27 protein-coding genes are annotated in these 25,923 nt (G+C 37.2%); 24 read left to right on the top strand and 3 right to left on the bottom strand.

Annotated elements, in window-relative coordinates; genetic code table 11:
• The first annotated feature begins 245 nt into the window (after positions 1 to 245).
• The 18 genes from MKY46_RS16930 (at position 246) to MKY46_RS16845 (ending at position 17,105) form a co-directional block, all read left to right on the top strand.
• Entirely contained in the window at positions 246 to 614 is a 369-nt protein-coding gene (locus MKY46_RS16930; RefSeq protein ID WP_036118937.1) for a CidA/LrgA family holin-like protein, read from the top strand.
• Complete coding sequence (locus MKY46_RS16925; protein ID WP_036118940.1) at positions 611 to 1,324, top strand: LrgB family protein; 714 nt, start codon at positions 611 to 613, stop codon at positions 1,322 to 1,324. The genes MKY46_RS16930 and MKY46_RS16925 overlap by 4 nt, the downstream gene beginning before the upstream one ends.
• Positions 1,325 to 1,463: 139 nt before the next feature.
• Positions 1,464 to 2,426, top strand: coding sequence for an FtsH protease activity modulator HflK (gene hflK / locus MKY46_RS16920; protein ID WP_036118942.1), 963 nt, complete (start codon positions 1,464 to 1,466; stop codon positions 2,424 to 2,426).
• Positions 2,426 to 3,436 carry a protease modulator HflC gene (hflC, locus tag MKY46_RS16915; RefSeq protein WP_036118944.1) on the top strand — a complete coding sequence of 337 codons (1,011 nt, stop codon included), beginning with the start codon at positions 2,426 to 2,428 and terminating at the stop codon, positions 3,434 to 3,436. Before hflK ends, hflC begins: the two co-directional genes overlap by 1 nt.
• Positions 3,437 to 3,619: 183 nt before the next feature.
• Positions 3,620 to 4,036 carry a hypothetical protein gene (locus MKY46_RS16910; RefSeq protein WP_036118946.1) on the top strand — a complete coding sequence of 139 codons (417 nt, stop codon included), beginning with the start codon at positions 3,620 to 3,622 and terminating at the stop codon, positions 4,034 to 4,036.
• A 104-nt stretch (positions 4,037 to 4,140) separates the two neighbouring features.
• Positions 4,141 to 4,326 (top strand): hypothetical protein, encoded by a 186-nt coding sequence (locus tag MKY46_RS16905; RefSeq protein WP_036118948.1) that lies wholly within the window; start codon positions 4,141 to 4,143, stop codon positions 4,324 to 4,326.
• Positions 4,323 to 6,950, top strand: coding sequence for a DNA polymerase I (polA, locus tag MKY46_RS16900; protein WP_036118950.1), 2,628 nt, complete (start codon positions 4,323 to 4,325; stop codon positions 6,948 to 6,950). The genes MKY46_RS16905 and polA overlap by 4 nt, the downstream gene beginning before the upstream one ends.
• 12 nt (positions 6,951 to 6,962) lie before the next feature.
• Positions 6,963 to 7,835 carry a bifunctional DNA-formamidopyrimidine glycosylase/DNA-(apurinic or apyrimidinic site) lyase gene (gene mutM / locus MKY46_RS16895; protein WP_036118952.1) on the top strand — a complete coding sequence of 291 codons (873 nt, stop codon included), beginning with the start codon at positions 6,963 to 6,965 and terminating at the stop codon, positions 7,833 to 7,835.
• Between the two features lie 13 nt (positions 7,836 to 7,848).
• Complete coding sequence (gene coaE, locus MKY46_RS16890) at positions 7,849 to 8,442, top strand: dephospho-CoA kinase (RefSeq protein ID WP_036118953.1); 594 nt, start codon at positions 7,849 to 7,851, stop codon at positions 8,440 to 8,442.
• A gap of 204 nt (positions 8,443 to 8,646) precedes the next feature.
• Complete coding sequence (locus MKY46_RS16885) at positions 8,647 to 9,669, top strand: glyceraldehyde-3-phosphate dehydrogenase (RefSeq protein ID WP_036118955.1); 1,023 nt, start codon at positions 8,647 to 8,649, stop codon at positions 9,667 to 9,669.
• Between the two features lie 188 nt (positions 9,670 to 9,857).
• Positions 9,858 to 10,328 (top strand): transcriptional regulator NrdR, encoded by a 471-nt coding sequence (gene nrdR / locus MKY46_RS16880; protein ID WP_036118958.1) that lies wholly within the window; start codon positions 9,858 to 9,860, stop codon positions 10,326 to 10,328.
• 16 nt (positions 10,329 to 10,344) lie between these two features.
• Positions 10,345 to 11,709 carry a replication initiation and membrane attachment family protein gene (locus tag MKY46_RS16875; protein WP_036118960.1) on the top strand — a complete coding sequence of 455 codons (1,365 nt, stop codon included), beginning with the start codon at positions 10,345 to 10,347 and terminating at the stop codon, positions 11,707 to 11,709.
• A gap of 27 nt (positions 11,710 to 11,736) precedes the next feature.
• Positions 11,737 to 12,666, top strand: a complete 930-nt coding sequence (dnaI, locus tag MKY46_RS16870; protein WP_255358782.1) for a primosomal protein DnaI — start codon at positions 11,737 to 11,739, stop codon at positions 12,664 to 12,666.
• A gap of 502 nt (positions 12,667 to 13,168) precedes the next feature.
• Positions 13,169 to 15,100: a threonine--tRNA ligase gene (gene thrS / locus MKY46_RS16865; RefSeq protein ID WP_036118963.1), complete on the top strand. Its 1,932-nt coding sequence runs from the start codon at positions 13,169 to 13,171 to the stop codon at positions 15,098 to 15,100.
• 414 nt (positions 15,101 to 15,514) lie between these two features.
• Positions 15,515 to 16,018: a translation initiation factor IF-3 gene (infC, locus tag MKY46_RS16860; protein ID WP_025114499.1), complete on the top strand. Its 504-nt coding sequence runs from the start codon at positions 15,515 to 15,517 to the stop codon at positions 16,016 to 16,018.
• A 31-nt stretch (positions 16,019 to 16,049) separates the two neighbouring features.
• Positions 16,050 to 16,250, top strand: a complete 201-nt coding sequence (rpmI, locus tag MKY46_RS16855; RefSeq protein WP_004226312.1) for a 50S ribosomal protein L35 — start codon at positions 16,050 to 16,052, stop codon at positions 16,248 to 16,250.
• A 55-nt stretch (positions 16,251 to 16,305) separates the two neighbouring features.
• Complete coding sequence (gene rplT / locus MKY46_RS16850) at positions 16,306 to 16,665, top strand: 50S ribosomal protein L20 (protein ID WP_004226314.1); 360 nt, start codon at positions 16,306 to 16,308, stop codon at positions 16,663 to 16,665.
• 176 nt (positions 16,666 to 16,841) lie between these two features.
• Positions 16,842 to 17,105: a DUF1294 domain-containing protein gene (locus MKY46_RS16845; RefSeq protein ID WP_058843380.1), complete on the top strand. Its 264-nt coding sequence runs from the start codon at positions 16,842 to 16,844 to the stop codon at positions 17,103 to 17,105.
• A gap of 24 nt (positions 17,106 to 17,129) precedes the next feature.
• Here the strand turns inward: MKY46_RS16845 and MKY46_RS16840 are convergent, their stop codons facing one another.
• The gene (locus MKY46_RS16840) at positions 17,130 to 17,525 is read right to left on the bottom strand and encodes a hypothetical protein (protein WP_036121631.1); all 396 of its coding nucleotides are present in this window, start codon (positions 17,523 to 17,525) and stop codon (positions 17,130 to 17,132) included.
• A gap of 107 nt (positions 17,526 to 17,632) precedes the next feature.
• Between MKY46_RS16840 and MKY46_RS16835 the strand changes: the two genes are divergently transcribed.
• The 3 genes from MKY46_RS16835 (at position 17,633) to MKY46_RS16825 (ending at position 21,063) form a co-directional block, all read left to right on the top strand.
• Entirely contained in the window at positions 17,633 to 18,118 is a 486-nt protein-coding gene (locus tag MKY46_RS16835) for a dUTP diphosphatase (RefSeq protein WP_036121628.1), read from the top strand.
• A gap of 94 nt (positions 18,119 to 18,212) precedes the next feature.
• The gene (locus MKY46_RS16830; RefSeq protein ID WP_036121625.1) at positions 18,213 to 19,301 is read left to right on the top strand and encodes a M42 family metallopeptidase; all 1,089 of its coding nucleotides are present in this window, start codon (positions 18,213 to 18,215) and stop codon (positions 19,299 to 19,301) included.
• A gap of 241 nt (positions 19,302 to 19,542) precedes the next feature.
• Positions 19,543 to 21,063 carry a thiol-activated cytolysin family protein gene (locus MKY46_RS16825; RefSeq protein WP_283778155.1) on the top strand — a complete coding sequence of 507 codons (1,521 nt, stop codon included), beginning with the start codon at positions 19,543 to 19,545 and terminating at the stop codon, positions 21,061 to 21,063.
• 169 nt (positions 21,064 to 21,232) lie between these two features.
• Here the strand turns inward: MKY46_RS16825 and MKY46_RS16820 are convergent, their stop codons facing one another.
• Both MKY46_RS16820 and MKY46_RS16815 read right to left on the bottom strand, forming a co-directional pair.
• Entirely contained in the window at positions 21,233 to 21,892 is a 660-nt protein-coding gene (locus MKY46_RS16820) for a 4'-phosphopantetheinyl transferase family protein (protein ID WP_051891636.1), read from the bottom strand.
• 65 nt (positions 21,893 to 21,957) lie between these two features.
• Positions 21,958 to 22,917, bottom strand: a complete 960-nt coding sequence (locus tag MKY46_RS16815; protein WP_036121620.1) for a helix-turn-helix transcriptional regulator — start codon at positions 22,915 to 22,917, stop codon at positions 21,958 to 21,960.
• 170 nt (positions 22,918 to 23,087) lie between these two features.
• Between MKY46_RS16815 and MKY46_RS16810 the strand changes: the two genes are divergently transcribed.
• From MKY46_RS16810 to MKY46_RS16800, 3 genes are read left to right on the top strand one after another with little or no spacing between them, the layout of a single operon-like run.
• Positions 23,088 to 23,696: an MptD family putative ECF transporter S component gene (locus MKY46_RS16810; RefSeq protein WP_051891637.1), complete on the top strand. Its 609-nt coding sequence runs from the start codon at positions 23,088 to 23,090 to the stop codon at positions 23,694 to 23,696.
• A 40-nt stretch (positions 23,697 to 23,736) separates the two neighbouring features.
• Positions 23,737 to 24,459, top strand: a complete 723-nt coding sequence (locus tag MKY46_RS16805; RefSeq protein ID WP_051891635.1) for an energy-coupling factor transporter transmembrane component T — start codon at positions 23,737 to 23,739, stop codon at positions 24,457 to 24,459.
• Positions 24,453 to 25,922, top strand: coding sequence for an ABC transporter ATP-binding protein (locus MKY46_RS16800; protein ID WP_036121617.1), 1,470 nt, complete (start codon positions 24,453 to 24,455; stop codon positions 25,920 to 25,922). The genes MKY46_RS16805 and MKY46_RS16800 overlap by 7 nt, the downstream gene beginning before the upstream one ends.
• Position 25,923 lies beyond the last annotated feature (1 nt).

Here is a 25,923-nt window from a genome sequence, read left to right as displayed (position 1 = left end):
TTTTAATAAGGATTTTATTTTCACCATAGAAAGAATGTAGTGTCTTTTTTAGGCACTACATTCTTTTTCTGTTTTACAGGGAGGAAAAATAGGTGTAAAGTATAGTAGCATAAAGTTTAACAACAATTTTTTTGGCAATTGTTTGTTAAACCATCGCTTTGACAGTCAGTGAATCAACCTTCTTTTCATTTGAATTGTGTTTTTCTGACTGTTGAGGCAGAGAAAAAAATGAGAGAAGGATGACCATGAAAATCGTCAAAAGTATCGTGCAGATCGGCTATCTTTACATCCTATTATTTATCGGAAATACTATTGCACGCCTACTTCACTTGCCGATTCCAGGGAGCATAATAGGGCTTGTCCTATTATTTTTACTTTTACAGTTTCATATAATCAAGCTTGAATGGATTGAATTAGGAGCAGCTGTATTACTAAGTGAACTCCTACTATTCTTTATCCCATCTGCCATCGGTGTAATTGATTATCATGCTTTATTCGGTGTGCAAGGAATGAAGGTTGTGCTGGTCATTGCTGTAAGTGCAATTGTCGTGATGTTTGTAACGGGCTATACAGCACAATGGCTAGAGCAACGAAAGAAGAGTGATACAGTATGAGTCTATTTATTGCTACCATCAGCTTATTAGGAACTATTGCTATTTTCTATATTTGTAAAATGTTCTATAAGAAATATAAAAAAGAATGGTTATCACCCATGTTGATGACGCCTTTAGTGATTATAGGTATTTTATTGCTGACAGGCATACCTTATAAAACCTATAATACTGGAGCGAATGTTTTAACAAATTTACTAGGGCCAGCAACCGTTGCGTTTGCGATTCCGATTTATAAAAATGTGAATCTATTAAAAAAACACGCATTCGAAATTTTCGTCAGTATTGCGGTTGGCTCTGCAGTTGCTATCGTATCATCCTTTATCATGGCTCTAGTGGTAGGGCTGAATGATGAGTTGGTGCATAGCTTAGTGCCACGTTCAGTAACAACACCTATAGCGATGGACATTTCAAATATGATTGGAGGTTCCCCTACTCTTACAGCCGTATTTGTTATGACGACTGGTATTTTAGGGAGCTTGTTGGCACCCATCGTTATTAAAATTTGCCGTTTCCACAGACCTTCATCTAGGGGCTTAATGCTTGGGATGGGTGCTCATGGAACTGGTACTTCTAAAGCATTTGAAATTGGCGAGCTAGAAGGAACATTTGCTAGCCTGGCAATGATCGTTGCCGCCTTAATCAGCATTGTATTATCTACAACCATTTTCCCAGTATTTGAACATCTGGTTATCAATATCCTGTTGCCATAAAAGGTAACAGGATTTTTTTATCTTGCTTCAGAAATGTTTTTACAAAGCGTCACGTAAAAATAATTATATGAAAATATTTTGAAACTTTTTCTTAAGGTCTCCCGTAAACAATAGTACTAAGCAAAAGGGAGGAATAGACATGAGTGTGAAAAGGACACTAATGATAGTTGGACTTGGAATATTTGGTATTATTGCACTTATTACAGTTTTTACATCATGGTACACGGTGGATGAATCAGAACAAGCTGTTGTCATTACATTTGGTCGTGCCGATGATATGGTTACAAATCCAGGTCTTCACTTTAAATTACCTTGGCCAGTGCAGTCGGTCGAAATTTTATCAAAAGAAACATTTAGTTTACAATTTGGCTATAAGCAAAATAAAGAGGGAGATCTAGAGGCCTACGATGCTGAAACAAAGATGATTACAGGGGATGAAAATATTGTTTTAACAGACCTTGTTGTTCAATGGAAAATTACTGAGCCTAATAAGTTTCTATTTAATTCACAAGATCCTGAAAGAATATTACATAGCGCGACATCGAGTGCCATTCGTTCTATTATCGGAAGTTCTTCTATCGATGCAGCGTTAACAGAAGGTAAAGCTGATATCGAAGCAAAAACGCGTCAATTATTAGTATCTCTTATAGAAAAGTACGATATTGGAATTAGTGTTTTAGGTGTAAAATTACAAGATGTAGAATTGCCAAATAAAGATGTGCGTGCAGCATTCACAGCTGTTACAGATGCACGTGAAATGAAAAATACGAAAATAAATGAAGCTGAAAAATATGAAAACCAACGCATTAATGAAGCCCAGGGTGAACGAGATGCGATTATGTCAAAGGCAAAAGGTGCTAAAACAGCTCGTATTGAGCAAGCACAAGGTGATGTAGCTGTCTTTAATAAAATGTATGAGCAGTATAAAGGCAATCAACAAATTACACGTGAGCGTTTAATTTTAGAGACGCTAGAAAATGTCTTACCAAAAGCACAAATTTACATTATGAATGATGATGGTAGTACGATGAAGTACTTGCCGCTACAGTCACTACAACCTCAGCAGACACAAACAGAGAAAAAAGAAGGGAGCGGTAACTAATGGACCAAAAAAATAAGGATCTTGACAAATTCCTCAATTTTTTATCGGGCAAAAGTAAAAAAGCTGCTCCATCAGAAGGCGACTCAGGGGACAATGTAGTGAAAATGTCAAAAAAAGGTCCTAATAATCCAAAGAAGTATATCTCTCTAGCTGTAACATTAACAGCTGTATTTGCTCTAGTGATTATTTTATTAACGAATATTTATATAGTGAAGGAATCGGAATATGCAGTTGTTCGACAGTTCGGAGAGGTTGTTAAGTTCGAGCGCGAACCCGGTTTAAATATGAAAATTCCATTTATTCAAAGTGTCACTAAGTTACCAAAAAACCAAATGACATATGAAATTTCAGAAGAAGAGATTAATACAAAGGATAAGAAGCGAATAATTATCGATAATTATGCTGTATGGCGTATTACAGATCCAAAATTATTAATTTCTAATGCTGGGACGATTGAAAAAGTGGAATCACGAATGGAAGAATTTATTTATTCTGTTATTCGATCTGAGCTTGGACGAATTGATTATAATCAAATAATTAATGATGAGGATTCTTCGAGAGGCAGCATTAATGATACGGTGACTGAACGTGTTAATGAACTGCTTTCAAACGATAAATACGGCATTGAAGTAGTAGATGTACGTATTCGTCGCATTGATTTGCCAACTGAAAATGAGCAATCTGTTTTTACGAACATGATTTCAGATCGTGAATCCATTGCCCAAAAATATCTTTCTGAGGGAGATGCTCAGAAACGTCGTATTGAAGCCAAAACAGATCAAGAAGTACAAGAAATGCTAGCTACAGCCAATAAAGAAGCTGCCATTATTCAAGCTGAAGGTGAAGCAGAAGCTGCAAAAATTTATAATAAATCATTCTCTCAAGATCCTGAATTTTATTCTTTATACCGCACGCTAGAATCATATAAGAAAACGGTTGGAGAAGATACGGTCATCATTTTACCTTCTACTTCACCATATGCCAATATTTTGTCTGGTTATATAAAATAAACAGTCAATTAAAGTCGTCTCTTATGAAAGAGGCGTCTTTTTTATTGCTACAGAATTATAATTATCTATTTATTTGGATTGTTATTTTATGAAAATAATAGAAATTTATAATTTTATATTCCCCAATCTACTATAATTTGATAGAATGAAAATGTTTAAAATGAATAGTTGGGGGTAAGAGCTTTGAAATTAAAAATTAGCACATGGCTCCAAAATTTAGGGATCGCTTGTAGTATAGCATCGTTATTGACACTCTTCTTTCGCCTATCTGAATTTTCCTGGGTGACGAAAAGTGTTTATCATATACCAGTCTTTTTTGTTTGTATCTTTTTAATGAGTATTATTATTGCAGCGGATGTAAGAAATTTGTTTAAAAAATTGTTTTGGTATGAAAAACGTAAGATTCAGCGTCCTATTTGGCAAGTAGGGATCGGCTTTATTTTCTTTTTGGCACAAATCAGTATGGTAATGGTATTTAGTCAAGAGTTGACACAGCCACAATTAGGTGGTATGCCATTATTTCTAGTGATTGCCTTTATGAATGCATTTATATTAACCGTCATATATGAAGAAATTTTTTATCGTACATCCAATCAATAACAGCTATCGAATATTGAAATTTCAGATGGACCCAGATTATAACCTTTTAACGGTTTGATGATGTATTAATAAAGCCAATCGCATTGAGCGGTTGGCTTTTTGCTATGGATCGAGATGCAGAAGTGATGGATAAAACCACAAATGTGATGGATAGCGTGCCGAAAGTGACGGTTAGCACCTCGAAGGTAGCGGATAATCTTGCGGATGACCGTCTGCTTTTTTTACTTGAAATGCATTGTTATGATAAAGTAGAGGGAAGTAGAAGACAACGCAGGAGGATAAAATCATGACCAAAGAAAAATTACTATTATTGGACGGTAATAGTTTAGCGTATCGCGCGTTTTTTGCGTTGCCATTGTTAACGAATGATAGTGGTATTCATACTAATGCTGTATACGGCTTTACAACAATGCTACAAAGAATATTAGAGGAAGAACAGCCAACGAAAATATTGGTGGCCTTTGATGCAGGAAAAACTACGTTTCGCCATGAAACTTTCACGGAATATAAAGGTGGGCGACAAAAGACACCACCAGAACTATCAGAGCAGTTCCCTTATTTACGAAAGCTTATAGATGCCTATGGTATTAAGCAATATGAGCAAGAATTATATGAAGCGGATGATATTATTGGGACGCTTGCTAAAGAGGCTTCGTCACAAGATATGGATGTCATCATCGTAACGGGAGACCGCGATTTAACGCAGCTGGCGACAGAGCAAGTAACCGTTTATATTACGAAAAAAGGCATAACAGAAATTGAGAAAAATACACCTGCCTTTATTGCAGAAAAATACGGTTTATCACCGCTACAAATTATCGATATGAAAGGTTTAATGGGGGATGCCTCCGATAATATTCCTGGTGTGCCAGGTGTTGGTGAAAAGACCGCTGTTAAATTATTGAAAGAGCATGGCTCCGTTGAGGCACTTTATGAGGCGATGGATACATTGAAAGCTTCTAAAATGAAGGAAAAGCTGGTGGCTAATGAAGAGCAGGCTATCATGAGTAAGAAGCTGGCAACGATCTATACAGAAGCCCCTATTACGATTTCACTTGCTGACCTCGCCTATAACGGACCAAATGAAGAAGAATTAATCAATGTCTGGCGTGAGCTTGGCTTTAAATCACTCCTTGATAAAAGTGATTTTACAATGCAGGAAGAAGAGCAAGCACCTTTCGATTATGTACTAGCCGAAGAAGTGCAACCAGAGGATTTACTAGATGTAATGGCTGTCCATGTTGAACTGGAAAATGAGCATTATCACACTTGTCAGCTACTAGGAATTGCGTTGTCAGATGGAACAAAGACGCAATATATTCCATTTGATATTGCAGCAAAATCGGATGCGCTCCGTCGCTGGCTAGAAGATGCCACAAAAATAAAGTATATGTCCGATTCAAAGGCAGCTCAAGCGGCATTAAAGCGAGTAGGTATTCAATTGGCAGGCGTTGACTTTGATCTGCTACTAGCCTCTTATATTAATAATCCTGGATTAAGCGGGGATGATGTAGCAACACTTGCGAAGGAATTAGGTTACTATGATGTTCAAGCAGATGAGACGGTTTATGGAAAGGGAGCTAAGCGTGCAATTCCTGACATGGATCAACTTGCACAGCATGTTAGCCGTAAAGCCTTTGCTGTGTGGTCATTACAGCCAAAGTTAGCAACCTTATTAAAAGAGAATGAACAATTTGAACTTTATAAAAACCTAGAGCTACCATTGGCAGGGATTTTGGGCGAGATGGAAAGTGAAGGGATTACTGTTAACCGTGCTACGTTAGAGAAAATGGGTCAAGAGCTTAATGATAAGCTGATAGTGATTGAGCAAGAAATTTATGCGGAAGCTGGAGAAACCTTTAATATTAATTCCCCTAAACAATTAGGTGTTATTTTATTCGATAAGCTAGGGTTACCTGTCATTAAAAAGACCAAAACGGGCTATTCAACAGCGGCTGATGTACTGGAAAAATTACAGTCAGAGCATGCTATCATCAAACATATTCTGTTGTATCGCCAGCTTGGAAAATTACAATCCACATATATTGAAGGCTTATTAAAGGAAATCCATGAATCAGATAGCAAGGTCCATACACGCTTCCAACAAGCATTAACGGCGACAGGGCGTTTAAGCTCCACTGATCCAAATTTGCAGAATATCCCGATTCGTTTAGAAGAGGGTCGCAAAATCCGTCAAGCATTTGTCCCATCAAAAGAGGGGTGGATTCTGTTTTCTGCTGACTACTCACAAATTGAATTGCGAGTGCTTGCACATATGTCGGAAGATAAAAACCTTGTAGAGGCCTTCCGTGAAGGGATGGATGTTCATACACGTACTGCTATGGATGTATTCCATGTAGCCGAAGAAGAGGTTGATAGCAATATGCGTCGTGCAGCGAAGGCTGTTAACTTTGGTATTGTCTATGGTATTAGTGATTATGGCCTTTCACAAAACTTAGATATTACACGTAAGGAAGCAGCCACGTTTATTGAAAAGTATTTCGCAAGTTTCCCCGGTGTGAAACAGTATATGGATGATATTGTGCAAAATGCGAAATTTAATGGTTATGTCACAACGATTTTAAATAGACGTCGCTATTTACCAGACATTACAAGCTCCAACTTTAATTTAAGAAGCTTTGCAGAGCGTACTGCGATGAATACGCCGATTCAGGGAAGTGCTGCGGATATTATAAAAAAAGCGATGATCGATATGGATGCTCGATTGAAAAAAGAAAAAATGCAGGCAAAGCTACTTCTTCAAGTGCATGATGAATTGATCTTTGAAGCACCTCAGGAAGAAATTGCATTGCTAGAAAAAATTGTACCAGAGGTAATGGAAAATGCTATTGAGCTTTCAGTACCGCTCAAAGTAGATTTTAACCATGGCTCGACATGGTACGAGGCAAAATAAGGAGGGATTCAAATGCCTGAATTACCAGAGGTGGAAGGTGTCGTCCAGGCATTGAAACCAAAGATTGAAGGACGCACCATTCAACAGGTTCAACTATCTGAAAGAGTACATTTCTCTTTTAGTGAAGGGAAACAATGTATTGTAAAACAAGCAGAGCCTGATGCTTTTGAAATAACGATGTCCCAGATGACCATTACCAAAATTGAACGACGAGCGAAATACATTTTCTTTCATTTGCTGAGGGATGATGTTCCATATGTCCTTGTCAGTCATTTAGGCATGACAGGTGCCTGGTTTGTTGTCAATTCACCAGAAGAAATCCATGAGGCAAAATTCCAAAAGCATATTCATGCCACATTTAAAATGGCTGATGGAGGATACTTGATTTATTCGGATATTCGCCGCTTTGGCGAACTTCGCTTTCTAACAAAAATTGAAGATCATGCGCCATTAACAAAAATGGCCCCAGAGCCATTTGATGAGCATGCATGTGACTTTTTTATAGCAAAATCTAAATTACCGAAATATGAAAATAAGGCGGTAAAAGAAGTGATTATGGATGGGCAAGTCATATCGGGCTGTGGCAATATTTATGCTACAGAGGCATTGTTTGCTCAGAAAATTCACCCAGCACGCAAAATGAACCGCATCAGTGAAAAGCGGAAGCGGGCATTATTCAAGGAAATTGTTACTGTCCTACGTCAAAGCATTGAAGCAGGCGGTTCAACGATATCCGACTATCGAAATATTAATGGGGAAGCTGGGAGTATGCAAAATCGACTGCAAATGTATGGGAAAAAGCTATGTCCAGTATGTGAAATGGCAACAAGTCAAATGACGATTGGTGGGCGTACCTCAGTTTATTGCCCAAATTGTCAACATTAAAGGGGATTTAACGATGATTATCGGACTTACAGGGAGTATTGCAAGCGGAAAAAGTACAGTAGCAAAAATGATGATCGAACTGGGGTTACCGATTGTCGATGCAGATGTTGTAGCACGAGATGTTGTAGAACCAGGAACAGAGACTTTAGCATTCATTGCTGAAAGCTTCGGACAAGCCATTTTGCTTGAGGATGGCCATTTAAATCGAACAATGCTTGGGGATATCATTTTCCATGAGCCTGCTAAGCGCAAAATATTAAATGATATTATGCATCCAGCTATTCGCAAAGAAATGCTACGTCAGCGCGATGCCTATTTAGAGGCAGGACATGAGCATGTGGTAATGGACATTCCATTGTTATTTGAAAGTAAGCTGCAGCATTTTGTAGAGCGTATCATTGTGGTATCAGTCAGTGAAGAAGTTCAGCTCCGTCGCTTAATGGAACGCAATCATTTATCGAAAGAGGATGCATTGGCGCGTATGCACTCGCAGCTACCGATGTCTGTCAAAGAAAAAGGTGCACATGCGGTCATTTACAATAATGAGAATATAGAAAACACAGAGGAACAATTAATAAAAATCCTGCGCTATTGGAGTGTTATTTAATTGGTCAATCAGGTGCGTAGCAAGCCAATCTTGCTGCGCATTTTTTTATGGGAAAATGCCATAATAAAGAATAATTTTTCAGAAAATAAGAACTTTTATATTCTCAATATATAATGTTCATCTTTTTTAAAATTGTGTTATACTAATCACCATAAAGTATATAATTAATTAATTTGAGTTTGTACTCACGGGAGGATATTATAAATGACAGTATCAATTGCTATTAATGGTTTCGGGCGTATCGGACGTATGGTTTTCCGCCAGGCTATCGTACAACAAGGTTTAAACATCGTTGCAATTAATGCAAGCTATCCAGCAGAAACGTTAGCACATTTGATTAAGTATGACACAAATCACGGAACATTTGAGGGTACGGTAGAACCAGCAGGCGATGCTTTAGTTGTAAATGGTAAACGTGTTCAAATTATTAGTGAACGTGATCCATTAAAATTACCTTGGGCTGAAATGGGTGTAGATATTGTTATTGAAGCTACTGGTAAATTTAATGAGCGTGATAAAGCAGCTATGCACTTAGAGGCTGGGGCAAAAAAAGTAATCCTAACAGCACCTGGTAAAAACGAAGATGTCACAATTGTTTTAGGTGTAAATGATGACAAACTCGATATTGCGAAACATGATGTTATTTCAAATGCTTCTTGTACAACAAACTGCTTAGCGCCAGTTGCAAAAGTATTGAATGACACATTTGGCATTGAAAATGGCTTAATGACAACGGTTCATGCATATACAAACGACCAAAAGAACTTAGACAATCCACATAAAGATTTACGTCGTGCACGCGGCTGCGCACAATCTATTATTCCAACATCTACAGGTGCTGCAAAAGCATTGAAATTAGTTTTACCTGAATTAGAAGGTAAAATTCATGGTATGGCACTTCGCGTTCCTACACCAAACGTATCTTTAGTAGACCTTGTAGTAGATTTAAATACGGATGTCACAGTTGACTCTGTCAATGCAGCATTCGTAAAAGCTGCAACAGAGGGGCCAATGAAGGGCATTCTCAACTTCTCAGTAGAACCATTAGTATCTGCTGATTACAATACAACTACTTACTCTTCAACAGTTGATGGACTTTCTACAATGGTTTTAGGCAATCGCAAAGTGAAAGTACTTGCTTGGTATGACAACGAGTGGGGCTACTCTGCACGTGTTGTAGACCTTGTGAAAAAAGTGGCGAATGCTTTAGAGACAGTAAACGCGTAATAATTTTTTATAGAGAGCACATTGAAATCGACATGGTTTCAATGTGCTCTTTTTTTGGAGAAACTTTCCTTGTGCTTTAGGTTCTTTAGGTTTATCATGAGCACACAAACATGAATGCACTTTTCTTACATGTAGGAAATTTGTTATAATAGAAATATTAAAATGTTGTAAATCAGGAGAGTAATTATATGAGATGTCCATCTTGCCAATTTAACGGAACGCGTGTTGTGGATTCGAGGCCAGTAGATGATAACAAAGAAATTCGTAGACGTCGTGAATGTGAGTCATGTGGCTTCCGTTTTACAACGTTTGAAAAGATTGAAGAAACACCATTAGTTGTAGTGAAAAAGGAAGGTTCACGAGAGGAGTTTAGCCGTGAGAAGGTACTTCGTGGGCTTATTCGTGCTTGTGAAAAACGTCCAGTGGCGCTTGATGTACTGGAGGAGCTTGTCCTGTCAATTGAAAAGGATCTTCGCCGTATTGGAAATTCAGAAGTACGTTCAGAAGATGTTGGTGAAATGGTAATGGACCGCCTAGCCAAAATCGATGAGGTCGCTTATGTGCGTTTTGCATCGGTTTACCGTCAGTTTAAAGATATCAATGTCTTTATTGAGGAAATAAAGGACATTATTCAACGTCAGACGGAGAAGAAATTATAGCAAACAGAGAGGATGAATGACGTTGATTCATTTATATAAGGAATTGCAGCCTGGCGATCCTTTCGACATTCGTCTACCTCATGCATTTTCTACACAGGAGCGTCAATTAGTTACATTATTTTATCAACCATTAACGGGTTCAGAGCCAATCAGCCTTTATTTAACATTATGGGCGGAAGCAGAGCAAATGCCAAAACAACAAATGACACATTATTATTTAATGAATGTGCTTGGATTGCCCATTGGTAAAGTGTTTGAAGCTCGTATTGCACTAGAGGCAATTGGTTTGCTGCGTACATGGAAAAAGGAAAATGCTGGTGAGCGTAGTTTTTTATATGAGCTACAGCGCCCACTAGATGCAGATAGCTTTATGAAAGACCCGTTGCTGTCGATGTTTTTGTTTAGCAAAATTGGCGAACAGGCCTATCGAAATTTACGTCAGCGCTTTATGTCACCAATAAAGGATACGGAGCTTAAGGATGTGTCCCGTGCCTTTATTGATGTCTTTAAGCCTGTTCACGCTAATATTCCAGCAGATATACAAGTAGATACGAGTCATAAGGATAAACAACCGAAAGTATATCCTTTTTATTTGGAGCAATTTGATTTTGAGCTATTACAAGCAGGTTTGTCAGAGCAATTGGTACCTTCCAATTTGCTGACATTAGAAGTACGTGAAGCGATAGCAAAACTGGCGTTTTTATATCATTTAACGGCCCTTGATATGCAAAAAGTTGTGATTCTTGCTTTGGATGATGATTTAGGAATTTCCCAGGAACGTTTACGTAAGGCTGCTGCTGATTTTTATAAATTAACCGTGTCAAAGGAGCCGCCAAAATTAGCACGGGTAACTGAACCATTACCAGCAGCAGAAGCAGGGCAAAAAACGAAGGATCAAGAGCTCCAACACTATTTAGAAACGACAGCACCTGTACAAGTGTTACGTGATATTAATAATGGAAAAGAGCCTTTGCAAACTTCTGTCCAGCTAGCGGAAAATTTAATCGTTCAGCATGGTATGCCTATTGGAGTGGTCAATGCTTTGTTAGAATACGTTATGCTAACGACAGATATGAAGCTGCCAAAAAAATATGTGGAAACGATTGCGGATCACTGGGTACGTAAAAATGTTCAAACAGCCAAGGAAGCTATGGAGCTTGCACGTCAAGAGCATGATAAATATACGGCTTGGAAAAATAAGCCACAGACTACAAGTAAAACGAATCAGCAAAACAAAAGACGTTCAGGACAGCAACGTGAAGAAAAAGTGCCTGAATGGTTCTATAAACGGAATGAAAAACAAGAGGAATCTACTTCTAGCACAATAGATTTTGAAAAAGAGCGACAGAAAATATTAGAGATGCTAGGAAAAAGTGAATAGTAAAGAAGGTGAACAACTATCGAACCTATAAATGGACCATTAAAACGAGCAATTAATGTACCCTCGTTTCAAGAACGCTATGAAGCAATGCGACGTGAAATTTTAGAACATCCACGTGTGCAGGAATTTCTAGCTCAGCATGCAGATGAATTAAACTATGACAATATAGAGCGAAATTTACCTAAGCTTCATGAGTTTATTAGTCAATCTACTGAGTGCTGTGGCTGTGACAATACGGAACATTGTACAAACTATTTAAAAGGCTTCCTTCCTACATTAAGGGTAGTACGGAATTCTATTGAAATGGACTATGTACGCTGTGAGCAAAAAATCAGAGAAGAAGAACGTCGAGATGTTGCGAATATGATTGCCAGTATGCACATGCCAAAAGACGTGCTTCAAGCAACTATTCAAGATTTAAGTATTGATGATGAATCACGTGTGACAATTGCACAAAAGGCAGCTCAATTTGTAAAAATGACAAAAGAAACAGGTCAATTACCTTCAAAAGGTTTTTACTTATACGGTAAATTTGGTGTAGGGAAATCTTTTGTACTTGGAGCACTAGCTAATGAATTAGCGTCCACTAAAATTCGCTCTGTTGTGGTTTTTGTTCCAGAGTTTTTACGAGAAATGAAAAACGCCATTGGCGACAATACCTTGAACGAGAAAATTGATTATATAAAAAAAGCTCCTGTTTTAATGCTAGATGATTTAGGCGCAGAAACGATGACGGCTTGGACACGAGATGAAATATTAGGAACTATTTTCCATTATCGTATGGCAGAGCAATTGCCAACGTTTATTACATCTAATTTTAATTACGATGAATTAGAGCATCATTTAGCACAGTCACAAAAAGGTGATATCGAGGTTGTAAAGGCAGGACGTATTATGGAACGAATAAAAGCCTTGACTGAGCCCATTGAAATGCGAGGTAATAATCGTAGAATGTAACATAGCATTGATAGTTGCATTTTTCGACAATCGAGCGTATACTGACTCATATACTTAATATCAATATGCATTGATGAGGACATGAATTTTGTGTATCGGCTTATAGAGAGGGAAGTCATTGGCTGAAAACTTCCTAGTGTGAGCACATCATTTACTACCTACTGAGCAGCGAAAGGGATAATCTTTCGCCGGTCCCTAGCCCGTTAGCTAGCCTTGAGCTTCGTCTGACTTTGGATAAGTCGGAAGGAAGAAGGGTGGAACCACGAGCATACGCTTCGTCCCTTTCGTAGGGACGGGGCTTTTTTATTTGTCTCAGATTTCATTGAAATCGTTGTGTGAAATGGTGGCTCCGCTCATAAAAGGAAAGAAGTAGCTCATGAAAGTAATGTCTCCACTCTAACCGAGTAGGACCCCGCTCAATTCAAGCCGAAGTCACACAAACAATGACTCAAGCTAATCATCAAGCATTATGTATTCAACAAAATGAAGGAGTGCAAAGAATATGTCAGAAATGATTAAATTAACTTTCCCAGATGGCGCTGTAAAGGAATTTGCAAAAGGTACATCAACTGATGATGTAGCATTATCTATTAGCCCTGGCTTACGTAAAAAAGCTTATGCCGGTAAAATCAATGGTGTGTTAGTAGATTTAAAAGCACCAATTGAAGAGGATGCAACAATTGCGATTATTACACAAGATGATGTGGAAGCACTTGAAATTTTACGTCACTCTACTGCCCATTTAACAGCACAAGCTATTAAACGTCTATTCCCAGATGTGAAGCTTGGTATTGGCCCAGTCATTGAAGGTGGTTTCTACTATGATATTGACTCACCAACACCAATTACTGCTGAAGATTTGCCAACAATTGAAAAAGAAATGAAAAAAATTATTGCTGAAAACCTAGAGGTAGAACGTAAAAATGTAAGCCGTGCCGAAGCACAAGCAATCTATGAGGAGATTGGCGATGAATACAAATTAGAATTACTTGAGGCCATTCCAGCAGATGAGCAAGTATCTATTTATTATCAAGGCGAGTTTTTCGATCTTTGCCGTGGTATTCACGTACCATCAACTGGGAAACTACGTGAATTCAAGCTGTTATCATTAGCAGGTGCATATTGGAGAGGGAACTCTGATAACAAAATGCTACAACGTATTTATGGTACAGCGTTCTTCAAAAAAGAAGAATTAAAACATCACCTACAAATGCTAGAAGAAGCAAAAGAACGTGATCACCGTAAAATCGGAAAAGAGTTAGAACTGTTTACAACTTCTCAAAAAGTAGGTCAAGGTTTACCACTTTGGTTACCAAATGGTGCAACAATCCGTCGTGTTATTGAACGTTATATTGTCGATAAAGAATTATCACTAGGTTATAAACATGTTTATACACCTGTACTAGGTTCGAAAGAGCTTTATCAAACTTCGGGTCACTGGGATCATTATCAAGATTCTATTTTCCCACCAATGGAGATGGATAACGAGACATTAATTATGCGTCCGATGAACTGTCCTCACCATATGATGGTATACAAAAACAGCATGCATTCTTATCGTAACCTACCATTACGTATTGCAGAGCTTGGTACAATGCACCGTTATGAAATGTCAGGAGCGGTTTCAGGTTTACAACGTGTACGAGGAATGACTTTAAACGATGCACATATTTTTGTTCGTCCAGATCAAATTAAAGCGGAGTTCCAAAAAGTAGTACAGTTAATTTTAGAGGTTTATAAAGATTTCGATTTAAATGATTACTCATTCCGTTTATCTTATCGCGACCCAGCAGATACTGAAAAATACTTCGATGATGATGCAATGTGGGAAAGAGCACAAAGCATGTTAAAAGAAGCAATGGATGAGCTTGGCTTAGATTACTTCGAAGCAGAAGGTGAAGCGGCATTCTATGGTCCTAAACTTGACGTTCAAGTAAAAACAGCGATTGGTAAAGAAGAAACTTTATCTACAGTTCAATTAGACTTCTTATTACCAGAGCGATTTGACTTAACGTATGTTGGGGAAGATGGAAAACCACACCGTCCAGTTGTTATTCACCGTGGAGTTGTATCAACAATGGAACGTTTCGTTGCCTTCTTAATTGAAGAATACAAAGGGGCATTCCCAACTTGGTTAGCACCAGTACAAGTAGAAGTTATTCCAGTATCGAATGAAGCACACTTCGACTATGCAAAACAAATTGAAGAGCAATTAACAGCAGCTGGCTTGCGTGTGGAAATGGATGATCGTGAAGAGAAATTAGGCTATAAAATCCGTGAAGCACAAATGAAAAAGATTCCGTATATGCTAGTAATTGGTGACAAGGAAGTAGAGGCAAATGGCGTAAATGTTCGACGCTATGGCTCAAAAGATTCCGAAACAATTAGCTTTGAGGATTTCCTAGCAACTATAAAAGCCGAAATTACAAAATAAGCTTTCATAATAAAGTACGCTTGCCAAAGTGAGGGTTTCTGTGTAAAATGAATCTTGTTTTTGTATAGAACATTTGCATTTAGGCTAAGCTAGTAGTGATAAGAAAATAAACATTTGACAGCTTATCATATACATGCTAATATAGTTAAGGTTAATGAATACAAAGTTTGTGGTTGAAGTAGAGGCTGCCCGCTTCTCACCTGATACAACGCTTTAAAGGCTGTGAACAGGTATGACACGTTGAATTGTTTTGCGTAGACTTGCGCATGCACATATAGCGGGCGGACATCTTCAAAAATGTCCGTCCTTTTTTTATGGACATGACAAGAGGATGTACCGTTCAACCGGGCAAGACTTTGCCCAAACCATGTATTCGCGACAACTACTTGGAGGTGGATTACTATTAGCAAAGACATGTATGTAAACGAAGGCATTCGCGCACGTGAACTTCGATTAATCGATCACAATGGTGACCAGCTTGGTGTAAAGACACGTAATGAAGCGCTAGAAATCGCCACTCGTGTAAACTTGGATCTTGTCCTTGTGGCCCCTCAAGCCAAGCCGCCAGTCGCTCGTATCATGGACTATGGTAAATTTAAGTTTGAACAGCAAAAGAAAGACCGTGAAATTCGTAAAAATCAAAAGGTCATCGTCATGAAAGAGGTTCGTTTGAGCCCATCAATCGATGAGCATGATTTCCAAACGAAGTTACGTAATGCGATTAAATTCCTTGAAAAAGGCGATAAAGTAAAATGTAGCTTACGTTTCAAAGGTCGTGCGATTACACATAAAGACATTGGTCAACGTGTGTTAGATCGTTTTGCTGAAGCTTGTGCTGAAGTATCAACGGTAGAACAAAAACCGAAGATGGAAGGCCGAAGCATGTTCTTAGTTCTTCAACCAAAGAACGAGAAATAATATTAGACGAACAGTTTAGGAGGAATTCGACATGCCAAAAATGAAAACTCACCGTGGAGCTGCGAAACGTTTCAAAAAAACGGGTTCAGGTAAATTAAAATATGACCGTGCTTATGGAAGCCACTTATTCGCAAACAAATCTACGAAACAAAAACGTCACTTACGTAAAGCAAACATCGTTTCATCTGGTGACTTCAAACGCATCAAATCTTTACTTGTTTACATGAAATAATTGACTACAAAAATACTAACATTCATTTTTAAATGAAAAGCAGGAGGTAATTCATATGCCACGCGTAAAAGGCGGAACAGTGACGCGCAAACGTCGTAAAAAAGTATTAAAATTAGCTAAAGGTTACTATGGTTCAAAACATACATTATATAAAGTTGCTAACCAAGCGGTAATGAAGTCAGGTCAATATGCATACCGTGACCGTCGTCAGAAAAAACGTGATTTCCGTAAATTATGGATCACTCGTATCAATGCAGCTGCTCGTATGAACGGTCTTTCTTACAGCCGTTTAATGCACGGTTTAAAAGTTGCTGGTATCGAAGTTAACCGTAAAATGTTAGCTGACCTTGCTGTAACAGATGCTGCAGCATTCACTCAACTAGCAGACGCTGCTAAAAAAGCAGTAGCGAAATAATAGTTGACGTAGTCAACTATTATTTCTGCACCGAAAGCGCAGCGGCAGGTGCAAAATAGGAATTTTCTGCACCGAAAGCATAAGCGACAGGTGTTAAAAAAGACTGATGGATTTTTCCATCAGTCTTTTTTGTGTTAGATTAGTAGTATAACGTTTTCTAGATAAAGGAGTAAGAAATGGGACAAGCATTATTAGCGTATATGAGCATTGTATCGATTGTGCTGCTCATTTTAATGGGTATGGATAAATCGCGTGCTAAAAAACATGAATGGCGTATTGCGGAGCGCACGTTGTTTACGCTTGCCATAGCAGGAGGGGCAGGAGGTGGCGTGCTAGGTATGTATTTATTCCGCCATAAAACACGCCACAATCGTTTTGCATTTGGTTTTCCACTATTAGCAGCCATTCAAATTTTTATCATTGTACAATTGTGGTCATAATTGACATGAATTAAAAACACATCCTCATGATGGGGATGTGTTCCGCATAAGCTGTTCAATGGGCTGCTTCCAATTAATTTTTGCGTTTGGATAGTTCAATAAAATTTCCTGCTGTAAATATTCAAAGTCGCTTTTGGAGAGGCCTTGCAGCGTCGCAGCGTCACGCGCACCGACAAAAATAGTCACAACCTCGAAAGCATCCTCTGTCGTGCCTAGGTATTTTTCACCTTCAAAAAGAGCACCCTTATAGGAAATGAAGAAATTCTTTCGCACATTTTTAACGTCATCGTAAAAATAATATTGGCCTTTTTCATAGGCTTCATCAAGTTTGCGTTTAGGATCGGTTATATAACGAATCGCTTTATAAAATACATAGATAATAAGCGCTATCACAGCAAGTCGAATTAGTAACGGCAACATTTTTAAATTTTCCCCCTTGAAGAAAGGTTATTCTTTCCTATACGATTAGAGAGGTCAAATAGTTTCATTTTATTTAAAATATTTTTTTAGAAATTTAGGAGATAAAAATGAATTTACAACAATTGTTTACAATGCAACAAGAGCTGGATGATTTTATCGAGCAAACACAAAATATTCAGCAAGATGTGTTTCAGGAAAAGGGCTTAGCCTTAATGGTAGAGTTAGCAGAGCTTGCGAATGAAACGCGCTGCTTTAAGTTTTGGAGCACAAAGGGGCCTTCAGCACGTGAGGTTATTTTAGAAGAATATGTGGATTCTATTCACTTTATCTTATCGCTTGGCTTATTAAAGGGCTATACATCGATTGAAAAGTGGCCTGTGGTAGAAGAAAATCGAGATTTAACAGCCATTTTTTTAGAGACACAAAGTGCTATTTTAACATTTATTCAGCAACCTACCAAGGAGCGCTACTTAGCCATTTGGCAATGCTACGGGGTACTCGCGTATAACCTCAGTTTTACATTTGAGGACGTGGTTGGCGCTTATATTGAGAAAAACCAAGAAAATTACCAGCGTCAGCGTTCAGGATATTAAAGTAAGAAATACACTAATTTTCAGACGATTAAGCTAGGAATATTTCGGTAAACGAAGTATAATAAAGTAGATACGAGAAGTAGGAGGCAAAAGGATGACACAACTAGATTCAACATTACAAATGTTTAAAGATTTAACAGATGCGAATGGTATTGCAGGTAATGAGCGTGCACCTCGTGAGGTCATGAAAAAATACATTGCACCATATGCAGACACTGTAGAAACAGATAACTTAGGTAGTGTAATTGCTAAAAAAGTAGGCGATGAAAACGGTCCTAAAATTGTCGTAGCAGGACATTTAGATGAAGTAGGTTTCATGGTAACGCAAATCGATGACAAAGGCTTTATTAAATTCCAAACGGTAGGCGGCTGGTGGAGTCAAGTAATGCTTGCACAGCGTGTAACGATTACTACTCGTAAGGGTGATGAAGTGATTGGGGTTATTGGTTCAAAACCACCTCATATTTTACCTGCAGATGTACGTAATAAAGTAGTAGACATTAAAGATATGTTTATTGATATTGGTGCTGCTTCTAAAGATGAAGTACTTGAGTGGGGCGTGCGTCCTGGCGATATGGTAACACCATACTTTGAATTTAATGTTATGAAAAATGATAAGTATCTATTAGCAAAAGCTTGGGATAACCGTATCGGTTGTGCTATTGCGATTGATGTTATGAAAGCGTTACAAAATGAAAAGCATCCTAACATTCTTTATTCAGTAGGGAATGTACAAGAAGAAGTGGGGCTTCGCGGTGCTAAAACAGCAACACATAAAATCCAACCAGATATTGGATTTGCAGTAGATGTAGGTGTAGCAGGAGACACGCCAGGTGTTACAGCTAAAGAATCAACTAGTAAGATGGGCGCTGGCCCACAAATCGTTGTGTATGATGCATCTATGGTATCACACCGTGGCTTACGTGAATTCGTATTAGATGTAGCAGATGAGCACAATATTCCATATCAATTTGAAGCGATGGCTGGCGGTGGGACAGACGCTGGCTCCATCCACGTAACAGCAAATGGCGTACCAGCACTATCCATCGGTATTGCGACACGCTACATCCATTCACATGCAGGTATCCTACATCGTGATGATTATGATAACGCTGTTAAATTAATGGTAGAAGTTATTAAAAAATTAGACCGTGATGCAGTCAATAAAATTACATTTGATTGATTGAATGATAAGAACTAAATAGAATTCCCATAGTTTTGCCTTCTAACGACAATGTTAGGAGGCTTTTTTCGTTGCTCAAACCAATATAGCTTACTTAAGAGGGAATAGTTAGGATATCATAGCAAATGTTACACAATAGTCATTAGTACATACTAGATAGCAAGTTGAAAATGAAACCAAAATACTATTTTTGAAAATTAATTTTGTATGGTATAATTTCCTATAAAAGGAGTGGATTTATTTGGGAATTCAAAAAGTAATCAAGTTTTTATTATGTTTATCTCTTAGTTTATGTATCATAAATTATCCTAGTATTTCTTTTGCTGAAACACTTGATACGAATACATCTAGTGAAAAAAGCATATCTGACATTGATACAGGTATAGCAAACTTGAACTACAATAACAAGGAAGTATTAGCAGTGAATGGTGACAAGGTTGATAGCTTTGTTCCAAAAGAAGGTATTAACTCAAATAATAAATTTATAGTGGTTGAACGTAACAAAAAATCACTTACAACTTCACCAGTGGATATTTCAATTATTGATTCTATGGCGAATCGTACATATCCAGGAGCATTACAACTTGCAAACCGAGCTTTTGTAGACAATCAACCTAGTTTATTGGTAGCTAAAAGAAAACCTCTAAATATTAGCATTGATTTACCTGGCATGAAAAGGGAAAATACTATAACGGTGGATAATCCAACATATGGTAATGTGTCTGGGGCAGTAGATGAGTTAGTATCTACTTGGAGTGAGAAATATTCCACAACACATACTTTACCTGCAAGACTACAATATGCTGAATCTATGGTTTATAGCAAATCTCAAATAGCGAGTGCTCTGAATGTTAACGCTCAAGTTCTTGACAATTCACTAGGGATTGACTTTAATGCGATTGCGAACGGCGAGAAAAAAGTGATGGTTGCAGCATACAAACAAATATTTTATACCGTAAGTGCTGAACTACCTAACAATCCATCAGACCTTTTTGATGATAGTGTCCATTTTGAAGAATTAACGCGTAAAGGGGTAAGTAATGATGCTCCTCCCGTTATGGTATCAAATGTAGCTTATGGTAGAACAATTTATGTGAAATTAGAAACAAGCTCTAAGAGCAAGGATGTACAAGCTGCTTTTAAAGCCTTACTGAAGAATGTCAATACGAATGTAGAAACTAGTGCACAGTACAAGGATATTTTTGAAGAAAGCTCCTTTACGGCTGTAGTATTAGGAGGAGATTCACAAAAGCATAATCAAATTGTCTCAAAGGACTTTAATGATATTCGAGGAATAATTAAAGATAATGCAGAATTTAGTCTTAAAAATCCAGCATATCCAATTTCGTATACAAGTGTTTTCTTAAAGGATCATTCAATTGCTGCTGTTCATAATAATACAGATTATATTGAGACGACATCTACAGAATATTCTAAAGGAAAGATCATCCTTGATCATTATGGTGCATATGTTGCTCAATTTGAAGTAGCCTGGGACGAATTTTCCTATGATGAAAATGGAAATGAAGTATTAACCCATAAAACTTGGGATGGAAATTGGAAGGACAAAACAGCTCATTTCTCTACAGTAATACCACTTCCTGCTAATTCAAAAAATATAAGAATTTATGCAAGAGAGTGTACAGGTCTTGCCTGGGAATGGTGGAGAACGGTTATTGATGAATATAATGTTCCAATGTCTAATGAAATCAAAGTCTCCATTGGAGGAACGACATTATACCCAACAGGTAGTATTAATTAACATCAAAATTCATCATAATGATGTGAAAAATGATATTCAATTTCGATAATAGCGTTTTACCTCCTAACAAATTATTGTTAGGAGGTTTTTTGCGTTGGTTAGAACCTGTACAAGTCCGATTGGTGAAAGCAATTAATCCGTGGGAGATGAAAGCCCCCACGGATTGCATTCAAGATTCATAAACCATCTTATTGTTGAAAGAGGTGATGATAGTCTGTAAAGATAATAATTCAATAGCATTTGCTTCAATAGCTTCAGTAGAGCAGCAAGCAAGCGAATATTGTCCTTCGAGATGGGTGGATAAAAAAGAAAGAATGTCACAATGGTTACCATGGAAATGAATAGTGCCATCCATTATTTTAAAAGAAAAAGATTGAAGTGGCGTTGATAAGCCAATGCCTAAGTATTTGATGTAGGCTTCCTTTAATGTCCAAAGCTTAAAAAAATAATCTAATTGATCCTTGTCCGATAACGTGATGAGATCCTTATATTCCTCAGAGGAGAATATATGCTGGGCAAGATTGAGATCCAATAAATGATGCTTTTCAATGTCAACGCCAATTTCTGTATTACTGACACCACAAAAAACATAATTTCCTGAATGAGAAACATTGAAAAAGGCATTTGGTAAATTTTTAATAAAAGGTTTGCCATACGAATTATTAGCAAATTCAATAGTACAGGGGGCTATATTAAAATTTGTTGAAATTAAATATCTAGCTAATATATCCCCTAATAGCCCTCGCTTGTAGTCTTCTTTATAGTGAAATTTTTGAAGTCTATTTTTTTTCTCATTGGAAATAAAAGCTGTAAGTTTCGAATGGTACATGTCAAAGTGTACATCTGTAATTGAAAGTAAAGCCAGTTTTATAATAATTATACCCTCCTATTCGTTTAGCCTTTCGATAATTGCTGTCTATATTCTTTAGGTGTGAGGTCTAGATAACGTTTAAATAGTTCTGAAAACCTTCCGGCACTTTGATAGCCTACTTTCCGAGCAATCTCATTAATAGGAAGCTCTGTATGAGCTAGTAGTTTCTCAGCCTGATGGACTCGTTGCTTTTGGATATATTCAGTAATTGTACAATGATACACTTCTTTAAATAGCTTTTTTAATTTTGTAGCACCCATACATGAAATTTTCGTTAAATGATCTAATGTTAGTTGAAGCGTATAGTAATTTTCGATATGAGCGGCTACATGCTCAATATGGTGAATATCTTCTTTAGAAATTTGTGAGCAATGACATGTTTTATCAGAAAGGGCTCGTTCCATAATGAGAGCCAATGCTTCATATACTTTTCCTTCATAAAAAAGGGCAGAAGTTAGGTCGGAACCTCGATAAGCAGCTATTTGTCGAAGGAGAATAACCATCTCTGAAAAAGTAGATGTCGCTTTTAATGTTGTTAACGCTTGTCGTGGATTCACATATTTTTCACCATATTTATATGCTAAAAATTGATCACAAAATGTAGCAGTAAACTCAATGCCAATTGATTGTACTGGAATATTTTTATGAATAATAGCACTATATTTTTCACCTTTGCTCCAATAGCTTCTTATATAGCCAGACTTTAATGGTTGATAAGGATGAAGCTCCTCGCCTGAAATAGATTCGTAGTATGTGATTGTTAGTAGCTCAGGCATCGTTAATTCTAATCGATGATCCTCAAAAAAATAAAAATCATGAATAAGAATAGAAAACATATCTTTGGCATGATATATCCAATAATACCCGTTACCTAAAGCTGGATCAATTGTGAAAGTAGTTCCTATGGCGTTATATTTACTCTTCTGATCATCTTGTGAAAATCCATTTTTTAATAATAGAGGTTCAAAATGTTGTAAAGTCATTTGCTTTCCCCTTCCCTCAATTAGACATTCCTTTTCCTTGATTAGACGTAAACACAGTGAGGGCATATTTTTATGTACTGTTATTCATTATAATAGATAATGATAATCGTTATCAATTAAAGATGCTAATTATAGTAAAAATTACAATAGAAAGGGATTGTGATGTAAATATGTATACACAAACGATGCAACAAAAAACGCTTACGATGAAAGATTTAATAACAGTCGGTATTTTCTCAGCGCTTTTCTTTATATTTATGATGATTGGGTCAGCCTTTTTCGCACCCAACCCTGTATTGACTTTTTTAATGCCAGCGGGTGCAGCCCTATTAACGGGCCCTATTTATTTATTAATGCTAGCGAAAGTACCGAAATTTGGTCCAATACTAATTTTGGGGATATTGATAGCGATTATTACGTTCGTAACAGGGATGTACTGGTTATGGTCATTAGCATGTATAGTACTAGCTTTGCTAGGCGAATTCATTGCATCAATTGGCAAGTATAAAAATAATACGATTAATATGATGAGTTATATTGTTTTTTCACTTCATCCTATGGGGTCTTACATAATGCTATGGTTCAATCAACAAGCATATAAGGAGTATTTAGTAGGTCAAGGAACAGAACAAGCTTATATGGATACGATGCTAACAACGGCCCAAAACTGGATGCTACCAGCAATGATTATTGGTACAATGCTCTGCGCACTCATTAGTGGTTTTTTAGGGAAAAAATTATTGAAAAAACAGTTTGAGAAATCTGGGGTACTGGCATAGCTAGAGTGGTGAAACTTTAAGATTAAGGGAGAAGATTTATATGTATGAGCAGAGCAATGTGCATATGCAAGTTTCCACCGTCAAGCTTGATCCAAGAACAAAAATATACCTGCTACTGTTAGTGAATGTTGCGGTGTTTTTGTCACCTTCTTTTCAATACGAACTGCTATTAATGGTCATCATATTTAGTCTTTGTCTATTGATGGGTATGTTGTCATTTTCAATAAAAATGATGCTAGGATATGGATTTATTCTAGGTATTCACTTTATAAGTGAAAGATTTTTATCTGGTACATGGGAGCTAATGTTTGTCTCGTTTGCTATGTTTATTAGAAAAATTTTTCCATGTGTTGTCATGGGAGGGTTACTAGTTGGGACTACCAAAATCAATGAATTTATGACGGCCTTAGGAAAACTACGACTTTCAAAAAAAGTAATTATTCCATTAGCCGTCATGTTACGCTATTTTCCTATGATTGGGGAAGATTGGCGCTATATAAAGGATGCGATGAAATTAAGGGGCATTTCTCCCTCCATCATAGGCTTTCTAACAAAACCTATGCAAACGGTTGAATGCATATATGTTCCTTTAATGATGGCAGCATCCAAAATTGCTGATGAATTATCTGCTGCAAGTATAGCGAGGGGAATTGAAAACCCGAAAGAGCGCTCTTGCTTTCAACATGTACATTTTCAACTAAGCGATAGTATTGTCGTTTTTGTATTGACGTTTTTTGTATTTGGAGGGCTGTTCATATGTTGAAAATCGAGCAATATTCATTCCATTATACAGATGAGAAAAGTGAAGGTATCGAAAATATAAATTTTCATGTGAAAAGAGGACAGTGCATTTTATTATGTGGTAAAAGTGGCTGTGGGAAAACAACGATTATCAGAGCAATTAACGGTTTAATTCCTTATTTTTATTTCGGCCAACTTAAAGGGCAAGTGATGTTAAATAATCTACCTGTAGAAAATAGAAAGATGTATGAATTAAGTGAACAGGTAGGGACAGTTTTTCAAAATCCACGATCACAGTTTTTTAACGTTGATACAGATAGTGAGATTGTATTTGGAATGGAAAACATGGCATATCCAAAAGAAATGATGGAAGAAAGAATGCAAGAGATTACATTGGAACTTCGTTTAGAAAAGCTTCGTCGTCGTAATATTTTTCATTTATCAGGTGGTGAGAAGCAGAAGATTGCCTTTGCGAGTGTCTATGCTGTTGCACCAGATGTTTTTGTGCTAGATGAGCCTTCGTCTAATTTAGATGCGGCTGCTATTGAAGAATTAAAGGATATGATTGCCTTACTAAAAAGGCAAGGTAAGACGATTATTATATCTGAACATCGACTTTATTATTTAAGAGATTTAATTGATACTGCCATTGTGTTAAATAAGGGACAAATTGTATCAACTTATACACAAAAGGAATTTTTACAGCTTTCGAATCAACAGCTGGAACAATTGGGGCTACGCACGCTTTATTTAAGCAATGTACAGTTTCAACATCGACAGCAGCCTGCTAAACATAAAGTCCATGAACTTGTTGTGAAGGATGTTACGATTTCACATAAAAAGAGAAATATACTGGAAAATATACACTTTGCAGCCAAAAGCGGCGAAATTATTGCCATCACAGGACATAATGGGGCAGGGAAAACGACCTTTGCTAGATCGCTATGTGGTCTACATAAAATAACATCTGGAAATATTTATTTTAATAAACAAAAACTAACTTCGAAAAAACAAGCACAACTCTCCTATCTGGTGATGCAAGATGTTAATTATCAGTTATTTGCTGAAACAGTCGAAAAGGAATGTGTCTTTGGGGTGAAAAATCCTGATTCAAATTTAGTACAACAGGTATTGGAGGAGATGGATTTATTAGAGTTGACAGAACGACACCCTAATACATTATCAGGTGGACAAAAACAAAGGCTTGCAGTAGCGGCTAGTTTAATAAGTGAAAAGGAAATTTTAGTATTTGATGAACCGACAAGTGGACTAGATTATGACAGTATGCAAAAGGTGGCAAGTATTTTAAAAAGTTTAGCGGAGGCTAATAAAATTGTTTTTGTTATAACACATGACCTGGAATTTATAGCGACCTGCTGTCATCGTATTCTTCGTTTTGAAGATGGAAAGAAGCAAGACGATTATATACTGAATAAAGAAAATCAGCAGTATACAATTGATGCTTTCACTCTACAGCAAGGTTAGC

This window comes from Lysinibacillus sp. FSL M8-0355, from assembly GCF_038008985.1.
Classification (GTDB): Bacteria; Bacillota; Bacilli; order Bacillales_A; family Planococcaceae; genus Lysinibacillus; species Lysinibacillus fusiformis_D.
This window is presented reverse-complemented; position numbering and strand designations above follow the sequence as displayed.